13 protein-coding genes and 1 pseudogene are annotated in these 16307 nt (G+C 31.0%); 12 read left to right on the top strand and 2 right to left on the bottom strand.

What is annotated here, in order from left to right:
* Nucleotides 1-355: 355 nt before the first annotated feature.
* On the top strand, nucleotides 356-1756 hold the full coding sequence (locus tag Ccar_RS24170) for an MFS transporter (protein ID WP_007060937.1): 1401 nt from the start codon (nucleotides 356-358) through the stop codon (nucleotides 1754-1756).
* An 81-nt stretch (nucleotides 1757-1837) separates the two neighbouring features.
* Nucleotides 1838-3004, top strand: a complete 1167-nt coding sequence (locus tag Ccar_RS24175; RefSeq protein WP_007060936.1) for an amidohydrolase — start codon at nucleotides 1838-1840, stop codon at nucleotides 3002-3004.
* Between the two features lie 218 nt (nucleotides 3005-3222).
* Here the strand turns inward: Ccar_RS24175 and Ccar_RS24180 are convergent, their stop codons facing one another.
* A complete protein-coding gene (locus Ccar_RS24180; protein WP_007060935.1) occupies nucleotides 3223-4491 on the bottom strand; it encodes a PucR family transcriptional regulator in 1269 nt (422 codons plus the stop codon).
* Nucleotides 4492-4717: 226 nt separating this feature from the next.
* On the opposite strand from Ccar_RS24180, the gene Ccar_RS24185 reads away from it, so the two are divergent.
* The gene (locus Ccar_RS24185; RefSeq protein WP_007060934.1) at nucleotides 4718-5668 is read left to right on the top strand and encodes a flavodoxin family protein; all 951 of its coding nucleotides are present in this window, start codon (nucleotides 4718-4720) and stop codon (nucleotides 5666-5668) included.
* A gap of 228 nt (nucleotides 5669-5896) precedes the next feature.
* Nucleotides 5897-6616 (top strand): hypothetical protein, encoded by a 720-nt coding sequence (locus Ccar_RS24190; protein ID WP_007060933.1) that lies wholly within the window; start codon nucleotides 5897-5899, stop codon nucleotides 6614-6616.
* Between the two features lie 133 nt (nucleotides 6617-6749).
* Here the strand turns inward: Ccar_RS24190 and Ccar_RS24195 are convergent, their stop codons facing one another.
* Nucleotides 6750-7487 (bottom strand): helix-turn-helix domain-containing protein, encoded by a 738-nt coding sequence (locus Ccar_RS24195; RefSeq protein WP_048030462.1) that lies wholly within the window; start codon nucleotides 7485-7487, stop codon nucleotides 6750-6752.
* Nucleotides 7488-8022: 535 nt separating this feature from the next.
* On the opposite strand from Ccar_RS24195, the gene Ccar_RS24200 reads away from it, so the two are divergent.
* The 8 genes and pseudogenes from Ccar_RS24200 to Ccar_RS26560 all read left to right on the top strand — a co-directional run.
* Nucleotides 8023-10143 carry a cell wall-binding repeat-containing protein gene (locus tag Ccar_RS24200; protein ID WP_007063614.1) on the top strand — a complete coding sequence of 707 codons (2121 nt, stop codon included), beginning with the start codon at nucleotides 8023-8025 and terminating at the stop codon, nucleotides 10141-10143.
* A 51-nt stretch (nucleotides 10144-10194) separates the two neighbouring features.
* Nucleotides 10195-11082, top strand: coding sequence for a leucine-rich repeat domain-containing protein (locus Ccar_RS24205; RefSeq protein ID WP_007063613.1), 888 nt, complete (start codon nucleotides 10195-10197; stop codon nucleotides 11080-11082).
* Nucleotides 11083-11451: 369 nt separating this feature from the next.
* The gene (locus Ccar_RS27515; protein ID WP_242852181.1) at nucleotides 11452-12507 is read left to right on the top strand and encodes a ScoMcrA-related endonuclease; all 1056 of its coding nucleotides are present in this window, start codon (nucleotides 11452-11454) and stop codon (nucleotides 12505-12507) included.
* Between the two features lie 248 nt (nucleotides 12508-12755).
* The gene (locus Ccar_RS24220) at nucleotides 12756-13031 is read left to right on the top strand and encodes a hypothetical protein (RefSeq protein ID WP_007063610.1); all 276 of its coding nucleotides are present in this window, start codon (nucleotides 12756-12758) and stop codon (nucleotides 13029-13031) included.
* Between the two features lie 414 nt (nucleotides 13032-13445).
* Nucleotides 13446-14369, top strand: a complete 924-nt coding sequence (locus tag Ccar_RS24225) for a hypothetical protein (RefSeq protein WP_007063609.1) — start codon at nucleotides 13446-13448, stop codon at nucleotides 14367-14369.
* 34 nt (nucleotides 14370-14403) lie between these two features.
* Nucleotides 14404-15132: a hypothetical protein gene (locus tag Ccar_RS24230; protein WP_007063608.1), complete on the top strand. Its 729-nt coding sequence runs from the start codon at nucleotides 14404-14406 to the stop codon at nucleotides 15130-15132.
* A 35-nt stretch (nucleotides 15133-15167) separates the two neighbouring features.
* Nucleotides 15168-15890, top strand: coding sequence for a hypothetical protein (locus Ccar_RS24235; protein WP_007063607.1), 723 nt, complete (start codon nucleotides 15168-15170; stop codon nucleotides 15888-15890).
* A gap of 161 nt (nucleotides 15891-16051) precedes the next feature.
* A pseudogene (locus Ccar_RS26560) lies at nucleotides 16052-16234 on the top strand (IS3 family transposase); the annotation flags it as partial.
* Between the last annotated feature and the right edge of the window lie 73 nt (nucleotides 16235-16307).

Genomic DNA, 16307 nt, shown 5'->3' on the forward strand with positions numbered 1-16307 from the left:
AAGAATGTAGCTAGTCTTTGCTCCCGCTCTCACAGAGTCTGTATGGGAGTATTAGAACGAGTAGTTACCGAATAAGTTTTTATATTTAGAATAAAAAATAACCTCTAAACGTAACAAAAAACTGAACTCAAGGAACAAGCAGAAACGTTGGAGGAAATAGTATTTTAACTTTTTGCTAATGGGTATATTATGAAATTGTTCACAAGAATATAAATAAAGATTAATTAAAATGCTAGTACTAGTGAATGAATTTTTATGTGAGAACTATATTGAATTATCCGTTCAATGACTCTAAGTAATATGGATGCCTATGAAATTTAGCAAGTTAAAAAATAAGTTTTAGGAGGGAAAAAACATGACAAACTACAAAGGTAATGATCGTTTATTATTTGGAATGATTCTTGGTGTAGCAACCTATTGGTTATTCGGAAGTGCTATAACTGCAGGTGTACCACCACTTACCCATGATTTAGGGATTTCAAGTTCTGTCGTTAGTACTGCAGTCAGCATTACAGCATTAATTTGTGGTGTTAGCATTGTAACAGCAGGAGGAATTGCTGATAAAGTAGGAAGAGTTAAGATTACTCAAGTTGGATTTATATTAAGTATAATTGGTTCAATATTTTGTGCAGTAGCACAAGGGCAGGCACTTCTTATTATAGGTCGTGTTATTCAAGGCTTATCAGGTGCATTAATTATGCCAGCTACTTTAGCTCTAATAAATGCTTACTATCCAGGTGAAGCTCGTCCCCGTGCTCTAAGCTTTTGGTCTTTAGCTTCTTGGGGTGGAAGCAGTGTTGCTAACTTCTTTGGTGGAGCAGTAGTATCAGCCTTAAGCTGGCGTTGGTTATTCTGGCTTACTGTTCCAGTAGCATTGATGGGGATGTTTTTAATTAAAGGCACTCCAGAAAGTAAAATTAATAGCGGAGAAAAACAAAACATTGATTATTTTGGAATTACTACTTTAGTATTAGCATTACTTTCATTAAATTTGGTTGTTACTCGCGGTAGACAGTTTGGATGGACTAGTCCTATTATTCTTTCGTTGATAGCTGCCTTTGTAATTTTGTTTGCTGCCTTCCTATTTATAGAACGTAGACAAAAAGCTCCATTAGTTGATTTAACCCTATTTAGCAGCAGAGGTTATAATGCGGCTGTAATCTCAAACTTTTTACTTAATATGTGTGCTGGATGTTTATTTATCCTAATGCCTTATGTTCAAACAGGACGTGGATTGACTTCATTCCAAAGTGGGTTGTTAACAATTGGTTATTTAGTTGCAATAGTGTCAACAATTCGTGTAGGTGAAAAAGTGATGCTTAAGACAGGAGCACGTTTACCAATGGCCATAGGAACTTTTATAGCTGCATTTGGGATCTTACTAATGTCACTAACTTTCTTGCCAAATTCACTATACTTTGCATCTACTTTTGTTGGTCTTGCTATTATGGGAGTTGGCTTCGGATTTTATGCTACTCCATCCACGAACACTGCAGTTGGAAATGTTCCTCAGGAAAAAGCTGGTTCTGCATCAGGTATTTATAAAATGGCAAGTTCATTAGGTGGAAGTTTTGGGGTTGCAATTTCTGGAGCAGTATCAACTGCCATTCTTATGAATAATAAATCAGCTCAGCATTTAGCCGCTGGATGGGGATTAGGGGTTAGTGTAATTGCAGGAACTATATCACTAATTGCTGTATTAATGTTAGTACCTAACACAAAGAAAAAAGAGAATATGAAAAAGAAGATTGCTTAGTATTCTGTTTTAAGTATAGAACCATATTTTTTCTAGTTATTTAAATCTGCCAAAATATGAAATAGGAAGGAGTTTTTTTAAATGTCAAATATATTAGATAAGGCTAAGTCTATTGAAGAGTACGTAATAAATTTCAGAAGGGATTTACATGAAAATCCTGAGCTTAGTGGAGAAGAATTTAAAACTCAAGAAAAGATTATGAGGGAATTGGATAAATTGGGGATACCATACAAAAAGGCTGGAAATACATCTTTAATAGCTACATTAAAAGGTGGAAAGCCTGGAAAAACTGTAGCTTTAAGAGGAGACATAGATGCGATCCCTGTAAAAGAAGAATCAGGTGTTGAATTTACATCTAAAAACCCAGGGGTTATGCATGCTTGTGGTCACGATGCTCATGCCTCTATGCTTCTTGGTGCTGCTAAAATACTATCTGAGATGAAAGATGAGATACCTGGTGAAGTTAGATTCTTCTTCCAAGAAGGGGAGGAAACATTCTCTGGTGCCAAAAAGATAATAGAAGCAGGTGGAATGGATGGAGTTGATGCTTGTCTAGGAATGCATGGAATGCCAGGCTTAGAGACAGGATATGTAGATTTGACTCCAGGATATAGAATGGCAGGTTGTGATACTATTTATGTTAAGTTTGAAGGAGTATCAGGTCACGGGTCAGTTCCACATCTTGCAAAGGATACTATTCACCCTGCATGTATTTTTGTTACAGATCTTCAGGGAATAGTTACCAAGAATATTGATGCTCAGGAGCCAATAGTGATTTCTGTAGGAAAGTTCACTGGAGGTACAAAGGCAAACGTAGTTTCCAAGTATACAGAGCTTGACATTTCCATGAGATACTTTAATCCAAAGATTAGAGAAATAGCTCATGAAGCAATAAAGAGACATGCAAAGGCCATTGCAGATGCATATGAACTTAAGGTTGATGTAATCATAGAGGAAAGCGCACTTAGTCTTTATAATGATGATGAGTTATCAGTACTTGCTGATAAAAGTTGTACAAAAGTCTTTGGAGAAGGTAAAAATATAGCTTTGCCTAAATTAATGGGATCAGAGGATATGCCTTATTATTTTCAGCATGCTAAAGGAGTTTATGCAATGCTTGGCTATAGAAATGAAGAAAAGGAAACTATATACTTCCCGCACCATGAGAAATTTAAGATTGATGAAGATTACCTAAAGTATGGTACAGCATTACATGTACAATTTGCTTTGGATTTTTTAAATCAATAATGACCTATTAATCGTGGTTTAGAGTAAGCTGAATATGATGTTATAATGTTGATACAATAGAAAGTCCTTGATTTCAAGGGCTTTTAAACAAAAACTGTTCCAGTTTTTGTAAGGGGTCTGACCCCTTACAAAGATTGAAGGTGAAACGAGCAATCTTTGTTGCTACTTCGCCTCCACCATGAAATCCACGACAGTCTGTAGGTGATTTAAATATGCACTTACAGGCTGTTGTGGATTTTTGTTAATGTATTATAATTTAAAATTTTAAGTGAAAGTTCTAATTTGAATATATCATAATTGTTACCTAACGATGTATTAAGTACACTTTGGATTTTATTAAAACGGTAAAAGAATGTACTTCTATGTATATTTAGTTGGATAGATGTATCATTTGCATTTCTATTATTTTCTATATAGGTTTTTAGAGTTTTAAATAAATCTGTTTTATTTTGATCATCAAATTTAATGAGTTTTTTAATCCAAGGATGAACTAAAGTTAATAAATTTATTTTATAAAAATCATTGGTTGTACCCATAGACATATTAAATAAATAGTACTCTATATAATCTTCAAAATAATTTATAGTATTATCTATTTTCATACATGATGATAACTCTAAAGCGTATATAGATTGATAAAAAAAATCTTGTATATCTAATAAATTTTCGAAAACCATACTAATACCACAACGCAAATTGTTTAATTTCAAAAATTCTAAAAGAGTTTGTTTAAGAGAATCATTAATAACATCTTTATGTTCATTACTTATAAGGAAAATAATCCTATCTTTATAATATGTTGAAATACAATTTCCTAATATAGTTTTAATTTTCTTTATTAATTCCTTTAATCCGAAATTATGTCTATAATCCTTATATTTTTGTTTAAAGGGTATTGAAAGTATAATGAAGTTTTCATATAAATTAAAATTTATATATTGTAATCGTTCTGTTATGTATTCAACATTATCTATTCTATTTATTAATAAATCTGTTAAATAATATTCTTCATCCAATCCAGAATTACTAATAAACAAATTTTCTTTCTGAAGTTGAATGGAAAGTACCTTAGATAGTACATTTGTCAATTCTAAATCTTCTGCATTGAATTTCCTTTTGCTTTGTAAAACAGATATGTATCCAACGGTAATATTATTAATTCTGATAGAACAAAAAATTAAAATCTCATCAGAATTATGAAAAAATGCATTATCTGAATTATAGATGTTATCAATACATTTATTTTTTTGCATTAATTGAACAATATCTAGCAAAAGGTAACTTTCTCCGTTATGAGTTTCTATACTTGAATTATCAAGTTTGGCCAGGTTTGAACGGGCTATAATGCGATAACTGGTATCTAAAATAAAAATAGGATTACCTAAAAAATTTTCACCTATGTTAAGAATTCCGTCTATACTATTTTCAGTAAATAAACTATTGTATAGTTCGTATTTTTTTTTATATAAATCATTTTTTTTCTGCATAAGTTTCTCCTTATTTTATTACAATTAGAAAAATGTCTAACTAGTAAGCAATTTAAAGCATTATTTTAAGACTTATTTTGGATGAATTCCACTTCTTCACATGTTAATATTATAGCAAATGATTTGATTTTGTAAGTGGAAATTCATATCTTATAAAAAACAAAACATAAAATTATAAAACATTTTAAGAAAAATATTAAGATTGTTAAAAGGAGATTATTATATTATGGCTTTTACAGTATTAGGTATTACTGCAGGAAGAAAGGATTCAAATTCTGAAATTCTATTAAAGGAAGCATTATTAGCCTGTCAAGAACAAGGTGCAGAAGTTAAAATGATCAATTTAAGAGATTACAACATTATGGAATGTTCAGGATGTACAGCTTGTACACATGGTATGAGTAGTGGAAAAAATGTTGGGTGTACATTAAGCAAAAAAGATGATAAGCAGGCGATCATGGATGTTATGTTAAATGTAGATGCTATAATTGCATCAGCACCAACATATGATTTAATGCCAACAGCAACATTTTCAAAATTTATGCATAGAAATCTTGCATATGAATCAGCATTTTTAGAATCAATTGGAGCAATCGAACATAGAGATAGAGTTGCAGGGTTAATTGCAGTTGGAGGATCTACTCGTTCATGGCAATCAATGGCTTTAGAAAGTATGCAAGCTACATGTTTTACAAATGACTTTAAAGTAGTAGATATGTATTTAGCAACAAGAGTACCAGCACCAAAACAATGTTTATTACATGATGATATGATTGAACGTGCTCATAAGATGGGTGAAAATATCATGAAATCATTAAACACAAAAGTATCAGAAAGAGGCTGGCTTGGTGATGAAGGTATGGGATGGTGTCCAAATTGTCATTCAAACGCACTAATTTTAGGGGAACCACAATGGGATGGATTATATTTCCCAGTTGAATGTCAAGTTTGTGGTGCAGGTGGAAATTTAGAAAAGACAGAAGAAGGTAAGTGGAAGTTTGTAATTCAAGAAGATGGATTAAGTCGTGACCGTACAGATACTGAAGGAAGAAAAGAACATGTAAAGGAAATTATTCATACGCAAGGTGGTTTCTATACAGAAGAAAATCTAACAAGAGTTAAGGAAAAGTTTGCTAAATATAAGAATTTAAAATTCCCTACAATTGAAATAAATTAAGAATATATATGAACTTTTAATCTAAAATAATAAGTTTTTAAACCGAATCAAGTGATTCTTAGACTCAGGTGGATTTTAAAGGTCGCACCTCGCCTCCACCATTAAAACTCACGAAAATCATAAATTGGTTTTTGTGGGTTTGTTTTTATGTATAAATAATAAATTATATAATATTCATATATAGTACTTAAAATGTTATAATAATAAAATACATAAAAGGAGGAAATTATGCTTAAACATAAAAAAGAAGGTCTTGAAGTCATAAAATTTAGCCTACATATATTGGCATTTATATTATTTGCAATGGGAGCTGTTGCATTAATACTTGGAATGCTGCATTTACCAAATATTATACCAAAATTTTTCCCGGAAAGCAGACTAGGACATGCTTATTCAGTGTTATATCCTACATACTTGTGTTTAGAAATTTTAATAGTAGGAGGAATATTGATTTCCTTATTACTTGGAGTAGTTAACTTTATTTGGTGGAAGAAAGTGATCAAGTTGATACCAGGTTCTAAATTGATGTTTGCTAAGTTGGCTGTTGTGACCTTTATAGTTCCCAATATAATTATATTTCCTATGATACTTTCAAATGATGTACAGGAGCCCTTTAATAACATTAGAGCAGATATGAAAAATTATAAATCAGGTAATGTAAAGACATATTATGGACCATTAAAGCCAGCAATAAAAGAAATTATGCAGGGACCATATTATAGTGAAAAGCAGTATGATAACTACTTTACGCAAAGGTGGAAGATTAAAGAAGAAGATTCAAAAAGTCCTTCTTGGATTAGAAGTTCCTTGGGAATTGTAAATGAATTTAATCCTAAAGAAGGTGAAGAGTATAAGGTAACCTATTTACCAGAAACATTAATTATTTGTGATATACAACCTATTGATAAGGGGAATGCTAATAAGAAGTCTATGGATCTTCAAAAATAGCAAATTTGCTGCACTCATAAGTATCTCCGGGGGATGCAAACAAATTGTTAGCAACAAAAACTGTTCCAGTTTTTGTAACGACACCATGGGTGGTTGCGAAAACTGAAAGGTTGAGCTTGCTAAAAATATCGCATTATTTATACATATTTAAAATCTCCTCCAGCTTACATTCCATTTCTACCTTATACTGATTATCTTCATTACTCCAAGGTATATTTCTAGACTTTTGCAAATTTATCAAAGTCCTTAATAATTCTTTATTTATATTTTCTATTCTATCAAATTCTTTACTTATTTCTTTTTCTAAAAATCTTGAATCAACTTGGCCATTATCTACAGATCTAATAAGTTTATAAATATATTCTCTATTAGCCTTTATACTTACTTCTGGCTCAATTAATGATTTTTCAATTGATGATTCTTCAAGATTGTCTGTAACTTTTTCTGTATTATTAATATCTATCCCATATAAATTAGTAAGTTGATTCATTTTTTCTCTGTATTCAATTATACATTTTTTTACATGTTCCTGGCTCATTTTACCAAGACTTCTTATTGCATAAATATCTTCTTCACTTAATGCTAAAAGCTTATCTATACTTTTAATATTTTTATAAACTAAAGCCTTAATACTTCTAGTATCAAACTTTAATAGCTTACATAAATCATATAACTTCGTTTCTTCATTTATTTTATTTTTAGCTTTTAAAGTTTCCATCTCATTGCAGTAAGCCTCAATTTTTTTATGCTTTTTAATTATGCGACTAATTGTTGAATAATATATATTATATTCTTTAGCTAATTCTCTACATGTTTTACCTTCCTTAGCTTTATGTACAATTTCTAAATTTCGTGTATAAAGATTAGGCATATTAATCCTCCAGCTGCTTTAGTTAAATTTTTCATAGTTTTATCTATAACATCCCTATCAAAACATTTTTTTTGGTAATTTTTGATATATTCTCTATCTAAATTATATCTATGTAAAATTTACACCATTTTGCTTGTTCTTTGCAAGTCAATTTACAATTTCCATGTCTTATGCAATGTAAATCAGGATTCTTGATATATATGCCATAAATATTATGGATATGATTCCGATAATGTAAAAAAGTAGATATCATATCAGATATAGTTGAAGCTCCAAAGTAGCAAAACAAATTGTTAAAAATTTGTTAACACCCCCCAGGGGTCATTGTGAAGCCTTGGCTGAGCTTGCTATTAATTAAAAATATTTATCCTCTAAATGATGAGTTTATAGAACGTTTATTCTGCAATGTTGTTTTATTGGCAATTATGTAATTATTTAACGTTATTTGACGAATTTTGTTGTATTTTTCCTTGATTTTCTGTATCATAGAAATAACTATCAAAGGCAGTTATGATTTTAGGGGGGATTATTATTTATGAAAAAGACGCTAATGGTTTTAATGATTACAGCAGCAATTTCTATGAGTTCCACTGTTGCTTTTGCAGCAGACACATCAACTAAGGTTACACTTGATAGTAGAGCCAATTTTTCAGTAACTTTACAATCAAATTCTTTAGTGTTCAATAATGAACCGACAGACAGAGTATATGATAGTATTAGTCTTGATATATGTAATACTACAGGTACTGTGGTTCGTAGTATTACTTATAACAGAGGACAGGGTAATGGGGCTACTATGAAGATAGCAGGTATTCCCGATGGTTCTTACGCAGTTAGAATTGGTTATGTAAATAAATATTTCGGCATATATCCTGATAAGTATGCTTATACTCTTGAAGTAAAAAGTGGAGTTGGAACTTTTAAAGGAAATACTTGGTATGCTAACAACTTACTAAGGACAGCGAATGAAAGAACAGACGCTTACGCACTTTCCTCTTATATAGGTCATTCACAAGCAGCAGATGTTACACAAGCTAACCTTATAACAGCAGGTATTACCGATGATTATGCTAAGGTCAAGGCCATACATGACTGGGTTGCGAATAATATGTATTACGATTATTCTGACCGAACAACCGTTTTTGCTGATAAGGTTGCAGCTAGTGCAAAACTTTACCCCGGTGGACCTTTGAAAAGAGGTAATTGTGAAGTTTACGCAGGAGTAACTACTGAGCTTATGCGAGCTGCAGGTTTTCCATCTAAGACTGTTAGTGGAAACATAAGGGGAAATGATAATGGTCACGCATGGAATGAAACCTATGTTGATGGTAGATGGGTATTTGTGGATACTACCTTTGACAGCAATAATGTCGTAGTAGATGGAAAATTTTCAAAACAAATGAAATGTAGACAAACTTACTTTGATATACCTATGGCTGTGTGGTCCTTAACACACGAAATTGGAGGAAATGTTGTGAATACCCAAGACGCTGCAGCGTGGAATGGGAATATAAAATTTATAGACTCACACCACTATGGTAAAGTGCTTAAAGAAGTGCCGTGCACTGCTGTTAATGCTTTACTAACTGAAACCTACGGTTTTAAGGCTGAGGATTTGTATAGTGACCGTGCTTTGGCAAAACATTGGGACTTTGCCAAAGATACATTAGATGATACTAAGGGGTACGTTTATGTAAAGGTATCTGAAACAGGTGCTGCACCTGTTGATACTCCTACGCCTACTCCTGTTACTACTCCAATTAAGGCAAGCAACGCAGTGAGATTAGCAGGAGCAGATAGGTACAAGACAGCTGTGGCTATAAGCCAAAGTGGTTGGACTCAATCAGATAATGTAATACTGGTTGATGGAAACAATTATCCTGACGCATTAGTTGGAGGAAGCTATGCCTACTTAAAAAATGCACCTGTACTAATAACACAGTCAGATAAACTTAACAGTGACATTAGTGCTGAAATAGCAAGACTTGGAGCAAAGAATATTTATATACTAGGAAATACAACATCTGTATCCCAAAACATTCAAAATGAATTAAGTAAAAAATATAATGTATCAAGAATATGTGGAACAGATGTATTCGATACAGCCGTAAAAGTTGGTGAAGAACTTAGAAATACAAAGATATTTGATACAGTAGCAATATCTTCACAAAATGGATTTGCAGACGCATTAGCAATAGCACCATTCTCAGCAAGGAACACTATGCCGTTATTATTCTCAGGTAAGGATAGCCTAAGACCTGACACATTACAAGCTTTAAAAGATTGGAATATAAAGAACGTAGTAATTGTAGGCGGTACAGGAGTAGTGTCAAGTAAAGTTGAAGATAACATAAAGAGTATGGGAATTAATGTTACTCGTTTAGCTGGACAAGATAGGTATGCTACAGCTCTTGAAATAATAAAACACTTTGCACCAAGTGAAGGCTACAAGAGTATCTCAATATGTTCAGGAGAAAACTTCCCAGACGCTTTAACAGGAGCAATGTTGGCGGCTAAAAACAATACACCTTTAGTTCTTGTAAGTAAAGATAGTGTTAATGACGCTATGGCACAGTATATAAACAAGAATATATTGGAGAAGTCTTATATTTTTGGTGGGACAGGAGCTGTGTCAGATAAGATTATAGGTAAATAAAAATAAAGATGTTTAAATAATAAAACATAAAAAGTGAGGGATTACCAGAAGATGCAAAATAAATTTAAAAAGAACTATGTAAAAATTCTAGGTGTATTATTTACCTGTACGATTTTGTTATCTGCGTGTGGGAATAAGGGCGATAGCAGCGTAGAAAATTCAACCAAAGAAGTATCAAGCAGTAATCAAAAAGTCAATTCTGAGTCAACTAACTGGGATAAAATCCCTGATACAGACTTTGTTTATGAATATGACTCGAAATTACATGGTGTAGTTATTAAAGGGTATAAAGGAAGGTCTAGTAAAGTTCGTTTTCCAGATACAATTAATGGAGACCCTGTGGTGCAAATAGGTTATAATGATACGCTCAATTCAGGTGGATTAGAAGCTGTATATATTCCTAATAGTGTAACGAGCATAGGTAATGGTGCTTTCAAGGATGCCACTAAGTTGGGTAGTATAACTATACCTAAAAGTGTGACTAGAATAGGTATAGCTGCTTTCAAAGGTTGTACTGCTTTGACCAATGTGACCATTCCGGATAGCGTGACAAGCATAAACTCTCAGGCATTTGCTAATTGCGAAAAGCTGGCGAATATTAAATTTCCAGACAATATAGATAAAGTAGATATAGTTGCTGATGCTTTTGATTATACATACTGGTATAACCGTAAACCTGACGGATTTGTTTGTATCGGAAATACATTATTGGGATACAAAGGAGAAAATCCAACAAATATTACAATCCCTGACAGTGTGGCTAAAATAAGTGAGTATGCCTTTATGAGTAGTCGTAGTAGTTTGAGGAGCGTAACAATACCAAATAGCGTAACGAAAATAGATAAAAATGCGTTCCTAAATTGTAGTTTAGACGAAGCATCAAAAAATCGTATACGACAAATTAATCCTAAGGCACGATTTGATACATCAGATAACTAAGCTAGGAGTAACAGTTACACTCTTTATAAGCGATTAAAATATAGTTTGATACAGAAAGCCTCAGAGAGTTTAAAAACATCTCTGAGGGTTTTTTATGCGTTTTTAGGTGTATTTTATGCAGGATAGATTAAACCATGAAGAAACAATCCGTGAACGATTTTGTGTCGTTTAGCGAACTTTTTTATTACTTTCAGAGGATTTCTAAGAATTGATAAACAGGCCTTGGCTGATCTTGCTACTATGATATAAAAATTAAGTATGTATTTTGACTAATAAATTCATATTAATTGCTATTTCGAGTTATAAAGAAGGATTATTTGATGAGTTATAGAATATTTTATTTAATTAAAGTTAACGGAGGTGTTGAATATGATTCCGAAGAATATAAAAAAAGATGATATTATAAATGCCATTAAAGAGGTAGATTTAAATGGAGTTCCAAACAATAGGAAATCAACAAAATATAAACTTATGTATAATGATAGAGCATATCCACCTAAATATTTAATTTCTATAGCAAATAAGTACATTAATGGGCATGTCCTGAAATCTTGTGAATTTAGTGGCGGTAACGAAAGCAATGAATTTTTAAAAAATTTAGGATTTGAAATAAAAAAATATAATGATAATAGTATAGATAATAATCATATTGAATCTAATGTTTTAATAGGAACTTGCTGCATTGAATCATATAAAAGTATTAATAATACAAAACGAGAAAATTTACTTTTACAGTTAATTGAGTTATCAAATAATAAGTTAGACTTATTGCTTTTGCCAGCAGGTTTTTTTAAATTTGATTATAAACCAAATGATATTAATGATTTATTTGTAAATGAAGTTCAAGAATATCTAAGATTGCTGGATAGTAAAATGGTTATTTGCTATGGAATAGATGGTAGAGGTAATACAGATCAAATTGGAGTAGCAGTTAACAAAGATGGGTTACTTAGTGCTGGAAGGAAATTTTATCATACAGATAACTCAATACTACTTGCGGATAATTATAAATCAAAAGAAATTGGTAAACAAAGAATTTTCCCAATAGGAAATAAAAAATTTTATATTGCTATTTGCTATGATGGATTTGGAATCAGAAAGAAAAATCTTGAAAATCCAGGAGTCGATGTTATATTAAACCTAGTACATGGATTCAATCCAATTGGTGAAGGTGGTTCCGGAGATGTATATTTTGCAAAACACTCCTTTGCTGGAGCATCAAAGCAATGGGGATGTCCGACATTTGGAGCAGCTGTATTTGAAAGACGTGAAGTTTCTAAAAATTGGCCTACAGGAGTTTTATGGAACCAAGGAGAGAAAAGTACTCAAAATTGGAAGTATAATGAAAATCCAATGACTCCGATAAATGAAATAAGTTTTTCTGATAAATATGAAAAAGCCTTAATTAGAATATATTCAATATAATTATATTAATGGATATGTTCTCGCACACACCGTATGTTGAAACTGTGGTTAAATTAAGCAAGTAAAATCAACAGTTTTACGTTTTGATGTTGTATTAAAAACACATGTTTTCCGCCATGATTTTATACTTGGCGGAAGGATTATTTTTTTGCATGGTTCCTAAAAATTTAGGCTACGGAAATCTGACGGATTACAAAATTTTTGATATCAAGGTATCTTCAAAGAAGGTCGTATGGAGGTTGTAATAGATGAGAGCAGATAAATTTAAGTTTAAAGTTACAAATAAGAAGACTGGAGATAGTGCAATCATATCACTTGATGACATATATGCCTACGAGGGTGAGGTTTGTGGGGTATTAATTGGTTATGATGAATCTGAATTAGCTAAGGAATATGGTGATGATTATAAAGCGAGACCATATATTCCTAATAGTTTGGCTGGAATTGCAATAAATTATAATTCTGGATATGGGTTTAAGGGTATAAATGAAGATTTGGATTTCGAGTATGTTTTGGAGGAATAAATTAATATGGACTGGATGGATTCTGTAGCAAAACAAATTGTTAACAATTTGTTAACGACCCCCCGGGGGTCGTTGTGGGGTCTTGGCTGAACTTGCTAATAAAATATGGTATGGCTTTTTATAGAAAAGACTGTTTAATAAAAGTTAAAGGGGTATAGTTAATATTGGGGTTTTGAAGATTATATTTAAGCAAGAGCAGTAGTCAATTCTACTGCTTTTTTATATGTTTAATAGTAAAACAAATTGTTAACAATTTATTAACACCCCTCGGGGGTCGTTGTGAAGACTTAACTGAGCTTGCTATTCACTTTCTAAAATACAATGTAAAAATTGCAACTTTATGATAAAAACAAGTAGACAATAAATAAAAATTAGAATATAATGGGTATAGAAAAAGTTTGGTGGTGTTTATAATTGGAAAAAAATATTTATGAAGAAAAAGAATTTGTAAAGTCCGATATATTTAATAGATACTCTAATCATAATCAAGAGCAGATAAAATATTTAATTACCCTTTTTAAGCGAGAGGATGTTGATTTTATTATAAAGCTTAGGAAAGATAACGCTATTGCTTTTGCCATGACAAATAATGTTCAAAGAAATATATTGACTATTTGGATATATGAAAAACATTTAAGAGTTCAAGTTTTCAACATATTAGACAAAAAAATATATACAATCAATGACTTTGATGATAGTTTTGTTGAAGCAGTATTAGAAAAATTCAATTCATATTGTAAATCAAAAAAGCAAATCTCTCTATATATAAATGAAGATGTACTACAGAAAACAGAACAAATAGCCTTAAAAGAAGGTAAAAAGACAAACGATATAATTGCAGAGTTGTTAGAGAATAAAATAAAAGGAATTTATATTAACAGAAAACACAAGAGAGAATTTTTAATGTTGTTAAAACAATTAGGTATTTATAATGAAACAGCAGAAGAAATCACTATTAATGATAAATATAGAAGGTTAGTATCATTTATTTATCTTATTTCACAATATCAGGATATTTATAAAGAGCAGTACGGGCAGAAGTTTTATTTTGATAGGAACTTAAACACATTAAATGGACCAATCAATAATCAATTTAACAATGGAACAGATGCAGAGCTTATATTAAATTTAGCATTCATTATATTAAAAGATAAAGAGAGTTCAGCTGCTTTATTATTAGAATTACTACAGAATAGTATAAGCGATACAATAAAGCTTTTTATTATAATTAATGCCATAAAAATTTTAAGTGGGAGATATAAAATAGTAAAGGAGGAATTAGTAGAGTATGAAAAAATAAGGAATGACAGTATAAGCCTAGATGATTTATTAAAGTAAAATATAAATCAGTTTATTTAATGGAGGGATTGATATGGATAATCAAACTATTATTACTCAAATTATTGAGAAAGCTCAGGTGATTTTTTTAAAACCTACTTCTCAGTTTGAATATGAGCCTATAATTACAGGATGTAAAGTGAAAAATAGACAAGGAAGAACTAAAAAAATGTATGCTATAGCACCAAATACATGGAGGGCATTTGAAAGAATAGATAAAGCTTCATTGGGAGCAAGTGAGGATTTTAAAAACTATTTAGTGTTTAATAAAAAAATGATAATTTCAAAGTTGAAGGAAATTAAGAGTATAGAACAGCTCGATGATTTTGAAAATATATTATACAATGAAATAAAATCTATTTTATCAGGAAAAGTAGTACCTAAAAAGTTATCATCCTATAATAGAATTAGGAAACCTATTGACTTGTTTATTGAACATATAGTTTGCATGTGTAGTGATTTAGAAAGCTATAGATTAGAATTGATACCATTACTTTTCATACCATTGGATAGCCAGATTTTTTCATCCTCATATATTTTCAGCACCAAGCAATTGCAAGATTGCAATGTAAGAAGGAAATCTTCTTTTGGCGATTTACTAAATATTGATGATTATAGGAAGCTGCAAGATATTTTATATAATAAAGCTATAGATCATAGTAAAGTGAATAATAAGAATTTCTATAGGATTTATTATGATTTATTATGGAACAACAGATTTTGTAATAATGGGGAAAATTTATTTGAGACAAATTTAGGTTAATATTTTTAGATTTATATTGAGGGAGTGTTATAATAATGGAACTTATTGCAAAAATGTTTATGGCGAAGGCAAAGAAAGTTTTTTTCAATCCAAGTCCTTTATATAACTATGATTCAATTGCACAAGGTTGTGTTGTGAAAGATGAATATGGTGATGAATGGACAATGAGTGCAATTGATAGAAGCATTTGGAGAGGATTCCATAGAGTGAATAATAATGAAGATGGACCCAAAAAAGTTTACATTCAGTATTTTATAGAAAATAAAGTGAAAATTACTGACACGCTCAAAAAAATAAATAGCAAAGATGAACTTAATGAACTTTCTAATTATCTATATTACGAACTTAATGATTTACTAAAAGAAAATATTAAGGATGATAAGTTAGTATACAATAGAGTGAGAGTTCCTATAGATTTATTTTTAGAACATGTTGTATCGATGGCAATTGAATTGAATGATTGTAGAAAAAAACTTATACCTTTTTTATTTGTTCCCTTGGATGAACATACAATTAGAAATTGTTTCAATGAAAAACAACTAATTAAAGATAACCTTAATATTATATCAAGAATTGGAGATATTGATTTAGATAAAGAATATGATAGGATGCAGAAAATTTTATATAATAGAGCTGTAAGAATTAGCAAGGAATATGGACAAGAATATTATAGAATTTATTCAGAGTTGCTATGGCATAATAGATATAGGAATTTTGGAAGAAACTTATTTGAAACAAACTTATTAAAAAATATTTAGGAATTAAAAGTGGAATGCTCCAGTGGACAAATATTCTCGTATTTTAGGTGGACTTTAAGCAAACAAAAGCTTCCAGTTTTTGTAACGACCCCAGGGGTAGTTGCGAAACCTGAAAGGTTGAGCTTGCTAAGGGTAGTTGCGAAGCCTGAAAGGTTGAGCTTGCTACTCAGGAATCATTTTTTGGACATATGAAAGATGAGATAAATCTAAAATCCTGCACTACATTTGAATCTGTTAAGAAAATGATAGATAACTATATTACATATTATAATAATTATAGATACCAATGGAACTTAAAAAAGATGACTCCTGTACAATACAGAAATCATCTCTTAGCATCTTAATACTCTTTTTTACATTGTCCTTGACATGGGTACCAGTTTATCTTGGTGGGTACTTTTTTAAAATTTATATTTT

This window comes from Clostridium carboxidivorans P7 (assembly GCF_001038625.1).
In the GTDB taxonomy this organism is placed as follows: Bacteria; Bacillota; Clostridia; order Clostridiales; family Clostridiaceae; genus Clostridium_AM; species Clostridium_AM carboxidivorans.